The sequence below is a fragment of the Bacillus sp. FSL R5-0709 genome (assembly GCF_038004785.1).
GTDB classification, from domain to species: domain Bacteria; phylum Bacillota; class Bacilli; order Bacillales; family Bacillaceae_G; genus Bacillus_A; species Bacillus_A mycoides.
Genome location: NZ_JBBORT010000001.1, coordinates 424,487 through 439,992, shown reverse-complemented (window position 1 = coordinate 439,992; position 15,506 = coordinate 424,487). Strand labels below are relative to the sequence as shown.

The following is a 15,506-nucleotide window of genomic DNA, read 5'->3' as shown; positions in this document are numbered from 1 at the left end:
TCATTGCCTTTTCTTTATCCTTGTAATTCTTTTTTGATGTTCTCTGTTAATGTAGCCATGCGCTTGCGGCTTTCTTCACGCTCACGTTTATTTTGCTCTTCAATTTGTTGTGTTTCTTGCATACCTCTTGAAATAATGTTCCAAGTTTCCTCAAGTGTTTCCATCTTAATACTAGAAGAACCTGATAATCTCGCTACTTCCACACTTTGAGTTGCGATATTTTGTGCATTTTTCTTAAGTAATTCATTTGTACGGCGATCAAGTTCAGCCATAGAGTCCGCAACAAGCTTTTGACGTTTCGCATTTACCGCTTGAATGATACCATTTTTAAAGATAGGAATCGTTGTAATAAATGCTGTATTGATTTTACCGATTAATTTATTGTTACCGCGTTGAATCATACGAATTTGTGGTGCCGTTAATAGAGCAACCATACGTGCTTTTTCTAAATCATCAATACGTTGTTCTAAAATTTCAACAGAGTTTTTAAGCGATTCTAATTCAATACCCGCTAACTGATCATTATTACGTATGCGCTCTTCGTACATCGGAACTAACTCTGTATTTAAACGCTCTAATAACATTTCCCCTGCTACTACGTATTTTTCTAAGTCTAAATAATACTTTAAGTTTTGCTCATATAAACCATCTAACGTACCAATTGATTTTTTCATTTCATCTTGATACTTCGTAATTTCTACGTATACTTTATCCATTTCGCGACCCATCGTCTGATACTTACTAAAGATTTGTTCAATCATTTTATCTGCTTTTTTGAACATACGTGAGAAGAAACCACTTTTCTCTTCCGCAAAGTCTTTACTATCAAATCTGTCCATAATTTTACCAAGCTGTTTTAATAATTCACCAGAGTCTTCTACTTTCGATAAAGACATTGTATGTAAAATTTGATCAGCGAAACGTGAAATTTCCATAGAAGGTTCTTTTCCGAGTTCAATTAATTCTAATTGATCTTTAATGTCTACTGCGTTATAAATACGTTGCACTTCTGCATCTTGTCTAAGTTGCAAGCGAACATCTTGTGCGGTTTGCTCATTCAATTCTGTTTTCGAATCTAGTACGACTGGGTTATTCATATGGTATTCTCCCTTTCCTTATAAAAATGGACGAAATAGTCCTTTTATTGTTTGTGATAAATTTTTATAGGCTGATGAACCATGAAATTCAAGATCGAAATTAACTTCTTCAAGCCAATGTGAATCAAATGCTCCTGATTGAATATACGGTTCAATATCGTTTCTCCCCGTTGGATTAAAGTGGAATACATCTACTCCAATTTGATTTAAAAATAGTAATAACACAGCATCAGAACGACTTAATTCTCCGCTCTTCTCATTATTAAATATAACAATTTTCGGTACTTCTTGCGAATAATCAAATTTCTCAAGCTGCTCTAAAATGTTCGGTGGTATTTGAGAGAGTTGTGCGAAAACATACAGTGCTACATCTTGTTTCGTCTCTTTCGCAATTGGTTTACACATTTCACTTTCGCACGTATGGATGATTGCTTCTGCAATACCATGTTGTAATCCTTCTGGTAAACGCTTATGCGGCCACCAATGGCTGTTCATAATTAAATCCGGATGTAACTTCCCTGCGCGGTCCAATGCATCTCGATAATGATATTGGAAATTCGCTTTTTGTTCTTTCGTGAACGGGAATGTATTAATCAAGAAACTGTTATCAAATGATGTAACAGCCTTTAGTCGCTGAAAATATTCTTTATCATTCTTTGAAACACCTGATATTTTTGCAAATAAAGAAGGAATATAAATATGCTTATTTTCAACAAAGAATGTTGGGCGTACAAATGCCTTTTCTTTCGTAATTAAAAAGAGTTCATCGTACGTTGTTTTGAGCGTACGGGCTACAGGTGTATACGAACGGAATTGCCACGGTTTGTATAATAATGAATTATCGTGGTGAAGTACTTGCTCGATTTCTTTTGAAGCTTGATAAGCTACTGTTGCGACGCGTTCACGACGCCGATCAGGAAATGGTTCCAATGAAATACGGCCTGAATGAGATACGACAAAGGTCTTTCCTTCCTCATCTACACTCTCAAATCCATCTTTTCCTTCTGGGTGATAATAAAGCACATCACAGCCGAGCATAATAAGAAAGTATAAGAAATATATACGACTCTCCGTCGCATCACCGTACCAAACGATACGTGGCATTTGTTTCTTATAATTAATCGTAGAGAACCACTTCGCTACGTAATTTTCACTTAATTTAATCATATCGATTAAGAAACGCCGGAATCCTTCTGTTTTTAAAGATTGATTATGTTGTTTCTCATACAATTTCAATACAGAAATAAACGTCGTATGTATATAATGCTGTAAATCAGGATTGTCTACTTGCGGTAATAGTTGTTTTCCAGACAAATGTGCTACAAGCCTATTTACTGTAAGTCCATTCGGCGCTTCTTGATGTAATGCAAAAACTTCTTGAATATGGCGCAGTTTTTCGGGATCAATCACCTTATTTAAATTTTGTTCATGCAAAACCTCGATCCCTTTTGCTTCATTATAATCAAATAGTTCATTGAAATATTCATCTACATCATTCGGAACACCAAGAATGCGACTTGCTATATAACTAAATTTCATCTCATTCTCTGTCAGTTCATATTGTGGACGTTTTTCTAAAAGCGCTTCAAATTGCTTTAAATCTGATTCATCTTTTAATGCATATGGTTGAAGTGTAAAACGTGAAAACACAACAGTTCACCTCCAAAAACATTTACGTTTTTTATAAAGTCTCTCTTCTATTATAAACTATTTCTAGTTATAAAAAATGGGCGCTCGCATAACGAGCAAACCCATTTCAACTATTTATGTTCATTTTTAGTAGCTGCAACTTCTTCTTTAGCTTGTCCAGAATTCTTCATGTAGTGAAGTATAAATGTTGCTCCAAACGCTATAACTAAAATAATAAAGAACAGCGTATGACTTACCTCAATATGAATGACAGACAGTAGCATTTTTGCTGCAATAATTAAGATTAAAATATATGCTGTCGTTTCAAGTTCTGGAATACGCTCTAACAATTTTAAGAATACGCCAGCAATACCGCGCATCATTAAAATACCGAGCATTCCACCTAATAGTAAAATCCAAACTTCATTCGATACACCAAACGCAGCAAGTACACTATCTACAGAGAATGCGATATCCATTAATTCAACCATCGCAACCGTCCCCCAGAAAACACCGAACATTCTGAAGAGAATACTATTTTGGTTCATACCATGGGCTTCTTCTTCTTCTGAAGTGCCTTTTCTTTTATCAATGAAATATTTAATTGACAGCCAAGCTAAGTAAAGCGCACCTAACACTTTTACCCATGCCAATTTAATTAAGAACATTCCGATTCCAATTGCAATAAAACGGAATACATAAGCTCCAATAAGTCCATAGAATAATGCTTTTTTTCGTTTTTCTTCTGGAAGATGTTTTACCATTACCGCTAACACAAGTGCATTGTCAGCAGATAATAACCCTTCAAGTACAACAAGTGTACCTATTAACCCCCAAGATACTGGATCTTGTAACACTTTAATCCACATGTCCAAGTCGAAAAACTGAGCATACGTATCAAGGATTCCTTGCAAAATACTCATCTTACCTTTATCCCCTATTCTTTGCTAGATTTATAGAAAGGTCAAAAAAAGGAAACGAATACCGTTTCCCTTCTTATGCATCCAAGCCATACGCTCTTACAAGCGCACCTAATCCACCTTGGAATCCACTTCCTACTGCACTAAACTTCCACTGTCCATTATGACGATATAATTCACAAAAGACAACTGCTGTTTCAATGGAGAAATCTTCCCCTAAATCAAAACGAAGAACTTCTTCGTTTGTTTCTTCATTTGCTAAACGCACGAATGCATTTGCAACCTGTCCAAAGTTTTGATTACGGCCTTCTCCATCATAAATTGTAACTGTAATAGCAATTTTATGAACATCTGCTGGAACCTTTTTCAAATCGACAACAAGTTGCTCATCATCACCGTCACCTGCACCTGTACGGTTATCTCCTGTATGTAAAACTGATTCACAAGGAGACTGTAAATTATTATAGAAAATAAAATCAGTTTCCTTCGTACATTTCCCGTTCGCATCTAATAAAAAGGCAGATGCATCTAAATCGAAATCAGATCCACCATCATAAGATTTAATATCCCATCCAAGACCAATTACTGCTCTTGATAAACCTGGGCTTGTTTTAGCTAAATCTATTTTCTGTCCTTTTTGCAATTGAATAACCATATATTTTCACCTCTATATTTTAATTTCAAAAAATATATCCATCAGTAAATACGCGTTTCACCGATGGATATATAAATCTATTACTCTACATCTAAACCAAAGTTATTACATAGAGAACCTAATCCACCTTGGAATCCACTTCCGATTGCATTGAATTTCCATTCACCTGCGTGACGGTATAATTCACTTACTACTACTGCAGTTTCAATAGAGAAATCTTCTCCTAAATCGTAACGAATTAATTCTGCATTCTTTTCTTCATCCATAATGCGTACGAAAGAGTTAGAAACTTGTCCGAAGTTTTGGCTACGGCCTTCTCCATCATAAATTGTGATTGTGAAGCAAATACGCTCGATATGTGCAGGAACATTTTTTAAGTCTATTTTAATTGTTTCATCGTCGCCTTCACCTGCACCTGTACGGTTATCTCCTAAATGCTCTACAGCACCATTCGCACCTTTTGGATTATTATAGAAGACGAAATCCTCTGCTCCTGAAACTTTACCGTTAGCACCTACTAAGAAGATACTAACATCTAAATCGAAATCGCTTTGTCCGTCATAACGATTCGTATCCCAACCAAGTCCTACAAGAACTTTCGAAAGACCTGGATTTGTTTTTGTTAAGTCTACCTTTTGTCCTTTTTTCAATGAAATTGATGCCATATACAATTCCTCCTTGGTTTATCTTATTGGTAACGTGATACAATCTCACTTAAGTTTTTATCTTGTGTTCCTTCTCCAACTGCTGAAAACTTCCATTCGTTTCCGTCTCGATACATTTCCCCTGCAATTAAAGTCATTTTGCCAGCGTAATTATCTGACAAGTTATAACGTGCTAATTCTTCACCTGTTTGTGGGTTTTGAATACGAATATATGCATTGCGAATCATCCCAAAATCTTGACGACGATTTACACAGTCATAAATATTTACAACGAATACTAAACGATTAATACGGCTCGGAACTTTATGTAATTCTACGAAAATTGTTTCGTCGTCACCAGCGCCTTCACCTGTTAAATTATCTCCTGAATGAATGATACTACCACAAGTAGAAAGTTTGTTGCCGAAGTAAACTAGATCATTTTTGTTTAAAAAACGATCCCCTTCTAACATAACAACAGATGCATCACAATCTACACTTGGTTTACTTCCAAATAAAGAAGACAGAAACCCACCTGATTGCCCAATTGGATCCCAGCCTAAGCCAACCTGCAGTTTCGCTACTCTCGGTTGTCCTTTTGTTAAATCAATCTTTTGTCCTTTTTCTAAAATAATAGGCATGAAGTTTCTTCCTTTCTACAAAGCATTTTCCAAATCGGAAAACATTGTATTCTCCTCTTATATTGTAGCATTATTTATCTAATGAGAAAAAGGATAAATTCTCAATTATATGAAAACAGATACTATATTTATTTATACTGATGTAATAAGTGGTAAATAGAACCAATCATTCCTGCACAATTGCCGCTTTGCGCAAGTTTAATCTCACAATTACTATAAATATCTTGATTTAAGTATGTTCCTATCTCTTCCTTCACTTCATTTAAAAAATCATCTCCTCTTTCAGTAATTCCCCCACCAATAATAATCATTTTCGGATTAAAAATATAAGCAAGGTTACTAATTCCAATCGCCAAATGTTTAAAGAAAATCTTCACAGCTTGAATAACACTGCTATCACCCTTATCATATAATTCGAAAATTGTTTTACCATCCCACTCCTTTTCACCTTTATATCTTCGTACGAGATGAATTAATCCCGAAATTGAGGCAACCTCCTCAAAAGTATTCCCTTCTATTAACATGCTCCCCCATTCCCCAGCGCCAAACGAATGTCCACGGTATAACTCCCCATTTATAACAATTGCTCCACCAATGCCCGTTCCAAGCGTAAGCATAATAAAATCGCTTTCTCCCCTCCCTGTACCTTTCCATTTCTCGCCTAAGGCCGCACAATTAACATCATTTTCAATAGATACAGGAACTTTTAATACTTCTTGTAGTCTCTCAACAATAGAAATATTAGCATAACGCGGAATATGATCCACACCTCCCGTTATAACTCCTTTATCAATATCAACAATTCCCGCTGTACTAATACCAATTCCGGAAATAGTATGTTCAGTCATTAACTTTTTTGATAAATATATAAGCTTTTGAACAATTTGTTCCCCTCCCAAGTGAATTTCTGTTGGGACCTTTTTATGTATTAGTACTACCCCTATTTCTGAAACAATTCCATATTTAATTTGCGTACCACCAATATCAAATGCAATATACTCTTTCATCCGTTACCACTTCCTCTACTATTATGAGTGTAAATTCTCCATCACTCTACTATATTCACATTAACTCTTTTCTCCCTTTAGAAATACACCTCCTTTTTCTTATGAAGTGGACTTGTTCAGTGCCCTCCCTTTTTCTATATATAGTTTTTTTGCATAAAACTCTTTTTCCTATGAAATATTACAAAGGGGTGTATTTTAGATGGAACAATAATTTTTTCTTCAGGAGGAAAACAATGACAAAAATCTTCATTTTAGCATCAACACTTTCTTTATCCTTTTTTAGCGGCTTAAATATTGGTAATGCTGCAACTGAAAACTTCAATCCAATAACAAACGCTATTGTACAAAATAACGATAATTTAGCAGAAGGTAATTCAAAAGATAATAATAAACCTCCAGGAAACAATGGTTCTCAGGACGATAGTGGTTCTGACGGCAATGGTTCTGGTGGCAACGGCTCTGGTGGCAGTGGTTCTGGTGGCAACGGTTCTGACGGCAATGGTTCTGGTGGCAACGGTTCTGGTGGCAGTGGTTCTGGTGGCAGTGGTTCTGGTGGCAATGGCTCTGGTGGCAGTGGTTCTGGTGGCAACGGTTCTGACGGCAATGGTTCTGGTGGCAACGGTTCTGGTGGCAGTGGTTCTGGTGGCAGTGGTTCTGGTGGCAGTGGTTCTGGTGGCAACGGTTCTGACGGCAGTGGCTCTGGTGGCAGTGGTTCTGGTGGTAACGGTTCTGACGGCAATGGCTCTGGTGGTAGTGGCTCTGGTGGTAACGGTTCTGGTGGCAACGGTTCTGACGGCAATGGTTCTGGTGGCAACGGTTCTGGTGGCAATGGTTCTGGTGGCAACGGTTCTGGTGGCAACGGTTCTGGTGGCAACGGTTCTGGTGGCAGTGGTTCTGGCGGCAGTGGTTCTGGTGGCAACGGTTCTGGTGGCAACGGTTCTGGTGGCAGTGGTTCTGGTGGCAGTGGTTCTGGCGGCAACGGTTCTGGTGGCAACGGTTCTGGTGGCAGTGGTTCTGGCGGCAACGGTTCTGGTGGCAGTGGTTCTGGTGGCAGTGGTTCTGGTGGCAGTGGCTCTCAGGGAGGCAACCGTGTTAAAGGCGACAGCAGTTCTCAAGGTGGCAATGGCTCTCAGGGAGGCAACCGTGTTAAAGGCGACAGCAGTTCTCAAGGTGGCAATGGCTCTCAGGGAGGCAACCGTGTTAAAGGCGACAGCAGTTCTCAAGGTGGCAATGGCTCTCAGGGAGGCAACCGTGTTAAAGGCGATAGCGGCTCTCAAAGCGGTAACGCAAAAGATAATGCAACAAAACAAGGCAATAAATTGCCTAATACTGCAACGCATTATCCTGCATCTATTTTAATTGGTCTTTCGACATTCCTAATTGGTGTGTTACTATTTATTCGTCGTAAAAACGCAAAATAAAAAAATCATCCTTCCATCTAAAAATACATGAAACAGATTATAAAGTGAAACTTTAATCAGTGGGGATTTTGTTCATCCCCCACTGATTATTAACCTTCACCAATCGGGCTTTTACGGGCAGCAGGGCTCCCACCTAACTTCTTTGCTCCAGCTGAATTTTGAAGTGGGAGTTTTACTGCCTGACAAATAGCGGGATAAAACTAAAAAGGACTTTGATTGCATTTTATTATGCAATCAAAGTCCTTTTTGCCATCTAGTAGAAAGAGCATTAATACGCTTTTCCCCAATACACCATCTGCTTCGCTTTTTTACTACAGCAAATACATTCGTCAGCTAAACTTTCTTGTTCGAACGGAATACAACGTGAAGATACTCCAACTTCTTCTTTTAATTTTTCTTCACAAGCTAGTTCTCCACACCACATCGCTTTAATAAATCCTTGCTTTTCATCAGCCGCTTTTTTCATCTCTTCGAAATTCGTCACACTATACGTATTCTCATCGCGAAATACTTTTGCTTTGCTAAATAAAGAATGGTGAATTTCCTCAAGTAGTACTGGAATGCGTTCTTCTAATTGATCCATTGATATAAACTCTTTTTCTTTCGTATCTCGCCTTACAAGTACAACTTGATTCTTTTCAATATCCTTTGGACCAACTTCTAATCTAATTGGAACACCCTTCATTTCATACTCATTAAATTTCCAGCCAGGTGTTTTATTGCTAGCATCTATTTTTACACGTGCAACCTTCTGAATACGTCCTTGCAACTCTGTTGCTTTTTCTAACACACCTTCTTTGTGCTGAGCAATAGGAACGATAACAACTTGTACTGGAGCGACTTTTGGCGGCATTACAAGTCCGTTATTATCGCTATGAACCATAATAAGTCCACCTATCATTCTTGTTGATACACCCCAAGATGTTTGATGTACGTATTGCCATTTACCGTTACGGTCTAAAAACTTAATATCAAATGCTTCAGAGAAATTCGTTCCAAAGTTATGAGATGTTCCTGTTTGAAGTGCTTTTCCATCATGCATTAAACTTTCAATCGTATAAGTTGCCTTCGCTCCTGCAAACTTTTCTTTTTCTGTTTTTTGCCCTTTAATAACCGGAATCGCTAAATACTCTTCACAAAAAGCAGCATATAGATTTAAAATATTTAATGTTTCAATTTGAGATTCTTCTGCCGTTTCATGAATCGTATGACCTTCTTGCCATAAAAATTCAGTTGTACGAAGGAATGGTCTCGTCGTCTTCTCCCAACGAACTACTGAACACCACTGGTTATATAACTTTGGTAAATCATTATATGATTGAACAATTTTTGAAAAATGCTCACAGAATAGAGTTTCAGATGTAGGACGTATACAAAGTCTTTCCGCCAATTTCTCATCTCCGCCATGAGTAACCCATGCTACTTCAGGAGCAAATCCTTCAACATGATCTTTCTCTTTTTGTAATAAACTCTCTGGAATAAACATTGGCATGTACACATTTTCATGACCAGATTCTTTTAATTTTTCATCCATCACTTTCTGCATATTTTCCCATAATGCATAACCGTATGGACGTAAAATCATACAACCTTTCACACTTGAATAATCAACAAGCTCCGCTTTTTTTACAATATCGGTATACCACTGAGCAAAGTCTTCTTCCATTTTCGTAATGGCTTGTACTTGTTCTTTTACCATAGTTATTCTTCCTCCTTTAGAAAATAGAAAAAGCCCGCGTCCCCAAATAGGGACCGAGCTTTGTCGGCGTTACCACCCTGATTCATACACAAAAAAATTGAGTATGCTCTCTTTTTGATAACGGGAATTTCCCGCTGCATATGCAGAACTCAAAGGTAGGTTCCATATCGCCTCTTTAAGAATCTTCCAGCCAAAAGGATTCTCTCTCTGCCAAAAGGTAAGACATGTACTATTCCTTTTTCATCGTTATAACAAAATAAATTTGTTGAATATCATAATATAAATTTTATTTCAAAACAAGAGCCAATTTTCTTATTTTTATACATTATTTTCAATTATCACTGTTTTATACGTAACTTTTCCGAACTATTTTTACAAGTTGATGAGCAACCATACCAATTAGTGTACCAATTAAAACGAAGAAACAAATAAATCCGTATCCCATTCCTTCCCAACCACCAATAGCGATCATTGTTACAGGAAAGAAAGCTAAACAAAGAAGTACTAAACTAAGTGCAAATATAATATCAAACTGTTTGTCTGGAAAACGTTTCTTTAGTAAATATGACATAAAAAATACAAGGAGAACGGTGACTCCACCAATGATGTAAAAGATACCAAATCCATCTAGCCAATCCATAGTATTCCCTCCTTCCATTCATTCCCTTATACTTATTATATGTTTAATTTTTCTGAAAATAAATAACGAAATTTTATTCAAAAATATATTTTTATTACCAGGTATTAATAGTAATATATAAGAATAGGTTTTATATAATCAGGAGGGAAACTTTATGGATAAAGCATTAACAAATCGCGTCATTATTTTATCTTTTGACTGCTTATCAGCTTTAGATTTTCCTATATTACAAAAACTACCTAATTTCCAAACTTTAATAAAAAGGGGCGCAATTGCGAAAAAAGTGGAGCCAATTTATCCTTCTGTAACATATCCAAGCCACTCAACAATCGTAACCGGTAATTATCCTAATAAGCATGGCGTTGTCAGCAATACATTACTTCAACCAGGACGTGAGTCACCAGATTGGCATTGGTACCGAAAGTCCATTAACGGGACAACTTTATATGATGAAGCACGCAAAGCAAATTTAACGACAGCAGCCCTTCTATGGCCTGTTACTGGAAGAGCAAATATCGATTACAATTTACCAGAAATTTTTCCAAATAGACCGTGGCAAAATCAAATTTTAGTTTCATTATTTAGCGGTAGCCCGCTATATCAATTAGATTTAAATCGTCGTTTCGGCCATATACGAAATGGATTGTCACAGCCTGAGCTTGATAATTTCGTCCTTGCTTCTGCCGTACATACAATTCAGACGAAAAAGCCTAATGTTATGTTTGTACATTTTACTGATTTAGATACTCAAAGACATTACCATGGCTTCGAGTCTGAGGAAACAGTAGCTGCAATCCACAGACACGACGAACGCCTCGGAAAAATTATCCATACATTAAAAGAAAGTGGTATATACGAAGAAAGTACAATTATTGCACTTGGTGACCATAGCGCTTTAAGTGAAAACAAAGCAATCCAATTAAATGTCCTATTCTGTCAAAAAGGGCTTATATCCGTAAATAAACGTGGAAAAATACACGATTGGAAAGCTTATTGCCAAAGCTGTGATGGATCTGCCTACGTACATGTAAAGGATAAAAATGATACTGAAACGATTAAAGAGATTCAACTTCTTCTTGAAGAGCTTCTTCAGGATAAACAAAATGGAATTGAATTTATTCTGCACGATGAAGATGCAAAAGAACGTGGCGCTGATGGTAATTGCTTATTTATGCTAGAGGCCATGGAAGGTTATTACTTCATTGAAAATTATACAGGTGATTTCATAAAAGAAATTAATAAAGAAGATGTTAATTCTAGTAAGAAATATACATTTGGAACACATGGATATTCCCCAACAAAACCTAACTATGAAACAATTTTTATGGCTGCTGGGAAAGGCATTCAAAGCGGCGTTACAATTCCGTATATGAGACTGATTGATGAAGGTCCGACTATCGCTAGGTTACTCGGTTTGCACTTAGGTGAAACAGACGGCGCAATTGTAGAGGATTTACTTCAATTGTAAAGAACTGTGTATATATGTAAAAGTTATGTAAAAATCATCACTGTTTCTCTTTTTATAATTTTTATTTTTGTACACTGTTAGTAGAACAAATTTAAGGGGGAACATTATATGAAAAAAATGTCCAGACAAGAAAAAAGCTGGATATTGTACGATTGGGCGAACTCGGTATATTCGCTCGTCATTACAACTGCATTATTTCCAATTTACTTTAAAGCAGCTGCAAAAGAAGCTGGACTATCTGGCGCAACTTCAACAGCCTATTGGGGATATGCAAACTCGGTCGCTACACTTTTAATTTCTATACTCGCTCCTATTCTCGGCACAGTTGCTGATTATAAGGGATTTAAAAAACGATTTTTCACATTCTTCTTTGGACTCGGTATCGTATTTACAAGTATGCTAGCAATTGTTCCAACATCTCAGTGGTACTTATTACTAGGATGCTATATGCTCGCATTAGTTGGCTTTGCTGGAGCAAATATTTTTTATGATGCATTTCTAGTAGATGTTACCTCTGGAGATAGAATGGACCGAATTTCTACGCGAGGTTTTGCATTAGGTTACATTGGGAGCACAATTCCTTTTATCGGTTGTATTGCTCTTATTATTCTTGCTCAAAAAGGAACTATCCCCTTATCAGTCGGAATTGCTAGTCAAATTTCCTTTGCAATAACAGCTCTTTGGTGGGGACTATTTACGATACCAATGCTAAAAAATGTAGAGCAAACACACTATATTGAACGTCATCCAAGACCAATTGCAATGAGCTTCAAGCGCCTTGCTAATACGTTTAAAAATATTAAAGAATATAAAACTGTATTTATGTTCCTAATAGCTTACTTTTTCTACATTGATGGGGTAGATACAATTATCACTATGTCTACTGCTTACGGAACAGATCTCGGTATTAGTGCAACCAATCTATTAATCATCTTATTTGTAACACAAATTGTCGCTTGTCCATTTGCTTTATTATATGGAAAACTATCGGAAACATTTACCGGTAAAAAAATGCTATATGTCGGCATTATCATTTATATCATTATTTGCACATATGCTTATTTCTTAAAAACGACGTTTGATTTCTGGATTTTAGCAATGTTAGTTGCTACTTCTCAGGGCGGGATTCAAGCACTTAGCCGTTCTTATTTCGCAAAACTAGTACCGAAAGAATCTGCAAATGAATTCTTCGGATTTTATAATATCTTTGGTAAATTCGCAGCAATTATGGGTCCGGTATTAGTAGGTGTCACAACACAATTAACAGGAAAAACAAACGCTGGTGTCCTTAGTATTATTGTCCTATTTATTATCGGTGGATTCTTATTAACTAGAGTACCTGAAAATGATACGTCCGTTACACCACCTAATCCGAAAACTAAAACAATATAAGAGAAAGATCCCCTTCACACAAGAAGGGGATCTTTCTCTTATATTTTTAACGATAACGCCCTACAATTAAAAACTCTAAAGCTTGTACAAAAATAGTTTATCGACAGTTGTTCCTAATACTTCTGCTAACCGGAATGCTAGTGCTAAGCTTGGATCATATTTATTATTCTCAATTGCATTTATCGTCTGTCTTGATACGTTACACTTATCCGCTAATGCACCTTGTGAAATATTATTTGCAGTGCGCAATTCATAGATTTGATTTTTCACACCGTTTCTCCTAACCTGTAAAATCGTTTTTACATCATCAGTATATAGTTGGGGCATGTCATTGTCAAAAGATTGCCACAAGAAAAGGGAGCAATTCTGCTCCCTTACAATAGCTATTTCGAAACTAATCAATTCGTCATTTCCTCTCGATTCACAATATCTTCTTTCTTTATTTGCATACGTAAAACCGGACCTATCGCAAATAAAATAAGTGCCATTGCTATACAAAATACAGTAACTAGTGAGGTCATCTCCTTCAATCCTCCAGCTAGTGAAGTTCCAATTAACATTGCCCCCATGAACAGTGGTAAAATCGTTCCATTTACTCTGCCAATCATATTTTCTGGTACAAGTTGAATCATAAGCGTACCGACAACTATATTGACACAGGCTAAACAAATACCTGTTCCAAATCTCATGAAACTAGTAATCCAAAATGATGTAGATAACCCTTCTACTAAAAATGACATCGCTAATATGCTCATACCGAATACAAACATCTTTTTCGGATTCACTTTTGAAGCGAAAACTGCAGCAACAATACCACCAATTAACATACCGATTCCATCAGCTGCGGCTAAATATTGAACGGCTTCTTTTTCCATTCCAAGCCGTTCTATTACAAGAAACACTTCTAATGGATTCGTTAGTCCAACAGCTAAGCCCATAATGGTGAAAGTGATCGTAATCATACGTAAATTTTTCGTATGAAGAACGTATTTCCAACCTTCTTTTATATCATTTTTTAATGAACCTCTCGCCACTTGCTCTTGTTCCACCCATTTTGGTAAAAATGAAAGAGCGATAGCAGATAACAAAAATAAAATAATTAAGCTATATAGTGACGTAAATAAACCAAGTTGTGTGTACACAAGCGATCCTACCACTGGTCCAAAAATCATAAATAGCGACTGTAATGTTTGATTAAATGCAATCGCATTTGCTACCTGTTCTTCTTTTACATAGCGTTTAAATATACGCGAAGATGATGGCTGGGAAAACTGACCTACAATCGCGGAAATGAGTGTTGCAAAAAATATAGCCTGCCAATAATCCAGCTTTAACAACAAGACAATTCCTACAATAGACAGTACACTTAATACATCTCCAGCAACCATCGTTCTTTTCGGATTCCAGCGATCAGCTAGCGCCCCACCGATAAACGAGAAAATAAAAATAGGTGCATATTCCATAACCGATAATAAAGAAACTGAAACTGGATCATTATTCGTTCGCTCCATTATGAAATACAAAAGAGCCATATTTCTGATCCAAATTGCAAATTGTTGTAAAATATCAGATGCCATAACGAGCATAAATGCTCGGTTTTTAAATAAAGCGTTCATTTTCATTCCCCTTTCATAAACCGACCGTTCGGTCTAATTTATTTTGTAAGAAAAGCAACTGACCTATTATTCAGCTGCCATTCCTTTTAACAATACATCTATTGCCTTTTTATAAATACGTTTCAGCTCTTTATAATCTAACTCGTAGTAAAGTACTCCAAGCCCCGATAATAATCCATTCACAATATACATAAGATCACGCGTATCATCTTCTTGAAACTCTCCAGACTGTATACCTGCTTCAATTAATTTCTCAACCATAACATATGATTCTCTAGTTAAAGCTAACAGTTCATCCAGAATTTCTTTACTTACAACTTGGCTCATAGAGAATTCCTCTATTGCATTTGAAATGGGTTGCTGTATGTCCTCTACATAATATTCCGCGAGACCATATAGTTTTTCAGTACTAGTACTATACAACTTCTCTTTTTCATTCCATTTTTCAAGCCAATCATACGTATGCTGTTTCACTACAAATAAAAATAATTCTTCTTTACTTTTAAAGTGATAATAAATGCTTCCTTTACTTCTCTCTGTAATTTCACAAATCTCTTCCATAGATGTAGCTGCATAGCCCTTCTGTGAAAACAGACTTTCTGCTTTATAGGCAATTTCTTTCTTTATCTCTTCTGCGCTTCTTCTCATATTCACACCTCTTTAAACCGACCGTTCAG

The 15,506-nt window shown here is 36.6% G+C and carries 15 protein-coding genes and 1 other annotated feature; of the genes, 3 read left to right on the top strand and 12 right to left on the bottom strand.

The features are described 5' to 3' along the window. Positions 1-14: 14 nt before the first annotated feature. From MKX37_RS02275 to MKX37_RS02245, 7 genes are all read right to left on the bottom strand, one after another. Positions 15-1,097: a toxic anion resistance protein gene (locus MKX37_RS02275; protein ID WP_002029585.1), complete on the bottom strand. Its 1,083-nt coding sequence runs from the start codon at positions 1,095-1,097 to the stop codon at positions 15-17. A gap of 18 nt (positions 1,098-1,115) precedes the next feature. Then, on the bottom strand, positions 1,116-2,747 hold the full coding sequence (locus tag MKX37_RS02270; protein ID WP_002125002.1) for a YceG family protein: 1,632 nt from the start codon (positions 2,745-2,747) through the stop codon (positions 1,116-1,118). A 110-nt stretch (positions 2,748-2,857) separates the two neighbouring features. Next, positions 2,858-3,649: a TerC family protein gene (locus MKX37_RS02265; RefSeq protein ID WP_002125000.1), complete on the bottom strand. Its 792-nt coding sequence runs from the start codon at positions 3,647-3,649 to the stop codon at positions 2,858-2,860. A gap of 73 nt (positions 3,650-3,722) precedes the next feature. Continuing rightward, on the bottom strand, positions 3,723-4,301 hold the full coding sequence (locus MKX37_RS02260; RefSeq protein WP_002010227.1) for a TerD family protein: 579 nt from the start codon (positions 4,299-4,301) through the stop codon (positions 3,723-3,725). 80 nt (positions 4,302-4,381) lie between these two features. Further along, entirely contained in the window at positions 4,382-4,966 is a 585-nt protein-coding gene (locus MKX37_RS02255; RefSeq protein WP_002124998.1) for a TerD family protein, read from the bottom strand. A 23-nt stretch (positions 4,967-4,989) separates the two neighbouring features. Next, positions 4,990-5,586: a TerD family protein gene (locus MKX37_RS02250; protein ID WP_002029589.1), complete on the bottom strand. Its 597-nt coding sequence runs from the start codon at positions 5,584-5,586 to the stop codon at positions 4,990-4,992. Between the two features lie 128 nt (positions 5,587-5,714). After that, on the bottom strand, positions 5,715-6,593 hold the full coding sequence (locus tag MKX37_RS02245; RefSeq protein WP_002124997.1) for an ROK family protein: 879 nt from the start codon (positions 6,591-6,593) through the stop codon (positions 5,715-5,717). 233 nt (positions 6,594-6,826) lie between these two features. On the opposite strand from MKX37_RS02245, the gene MKX37_RS02240 reads away from it, so the two are divergent. Beyond that, positions 6,827-8,014 (top strand): cell wall anchor protein, encoded by a 1,188-nt coding sequence (locus MKX37_RS02240; RefSeq protein ID WP_341089468.1) that lies wholly within the window; start codon positions 6,827-6,829, stop codon positions 8,012-8,014. A 268-nt stretch (positions 8,015-8,282) separates the two neighbouring features. Here MKX37_RS02240 and proS read toward each other — a convergent pair whose 3' ends face one another. Both proS and MKX37_RS02230 read right to left on the bottom strand, forming a co-directional pair. Continuing rightward, the gene (gene proS, locus MKX37_RS02235) at positions 8,283-9,713 is read right to left on the bottom strand and encodes a proline--tRNA ligase (RefSeq protein WP_002124994.1); all 1,431 of its coding nucleotides are present in this window, start codon (positions 9,711-9,713) and stop codon (positions 8,283-8,285) included. 45 nt (positions 9,714-9,758) lie between these two features. Further along, positions 9,759-9,966 (bottom strand) — a binding site (T-box leader). A gap of 93 nt (positions 9,967-10,059) precedes the next feature. Further along, the gene (locus MKX37_RS02230) at positions 10,060-10,353 is read right to left on the bottom strand and encodes a YesK-like family protein (RefSeq protein ID WP_002124993.1); all 294 of its coding nucleotides are present in this window, start codon (positions 10,351-10,353) and stop codon (positions 10,060-10,062) included. Positions 10,354-10,507: 154 nt separating this feature from the next. On the opposite strand from MKX37_RS02230, the gene MKX37_RS02225 reads away from it, so the two are divergent. Both MKX37_RS02225 and MKX37_RS02220 read left to right on the top strand, forming a co-directional pair. Next, positions 10,508-11,821: an alkaline phosphatase family protein gene (locus MKX37_RS02225; protein WP_002124992.1), complete on the top strand. Its 1,314-nt coding sequence runs from the start codon at positions 10,508-10,510 to the stop codon at positions 11,819-11,821. Positions 11,822-11,929: 108 nt separating this feature from the next. Then, a complete protein-coding gene (locus MKX37_RS02220) occupies positions 11,930-13,213 on the top strand; it encodes an MFS transporter (RefSeq protein ID WP_002169236.1) in 1,284 nt (427 codons plus the stop codon). 75 nt (positions 13,214-13,288) lie between these two features. Here MKX37_RS02220 and MKX37_RS02215 read toward each other — a convergent pair whose 3' ends face one another. The 3 genes from MKX37_RS02215 to MKX37_RS02205 all read right to left on the bottom strand — a co-directional run bounded on the left by MKX37_RS02215 (position 13,289) and on the right by MKX37_RS02205 (position 15,477). Continuing rightward, positions 13,289-13,540 (bottom strand): helix-turn-helix transcriptional regulator, encoded by a 252-nt coding sequence (locus tag MKX37_RS02215; protein ID WP_003187029.1) that lies wholly within the window; start codon positions 13,538-13,540, stop codon positions 13,289-13,291. 71 nt (positions 13,541-13,611) lie between these two features. Continuing rightward, positions 13,612-14,829 (bottom strand): MFS transporter, encoded by a 1,218-nt coding sequence (locus MKX37_RS02210; RefSeq protein WP_002124988.1) that lies wholly within the window; start codon positions 14,827-14,829, stop codon positions 13,612-13,614. A 66-nt stretch (positions 14,830-14,895) separates the two neighbouring features. After that, a complete protein-coding gene (locus MKX37_RS02205; protein ID WP_002124986.1) occupies positions 14,896-15,477 on the bottom strand; it encodes a TetR/AcrR family transcriptional regulator in 582 nt (193 codons plus the stop codon). Positions 15,478-15,506 lie beyond the last annotated feature (29 nt).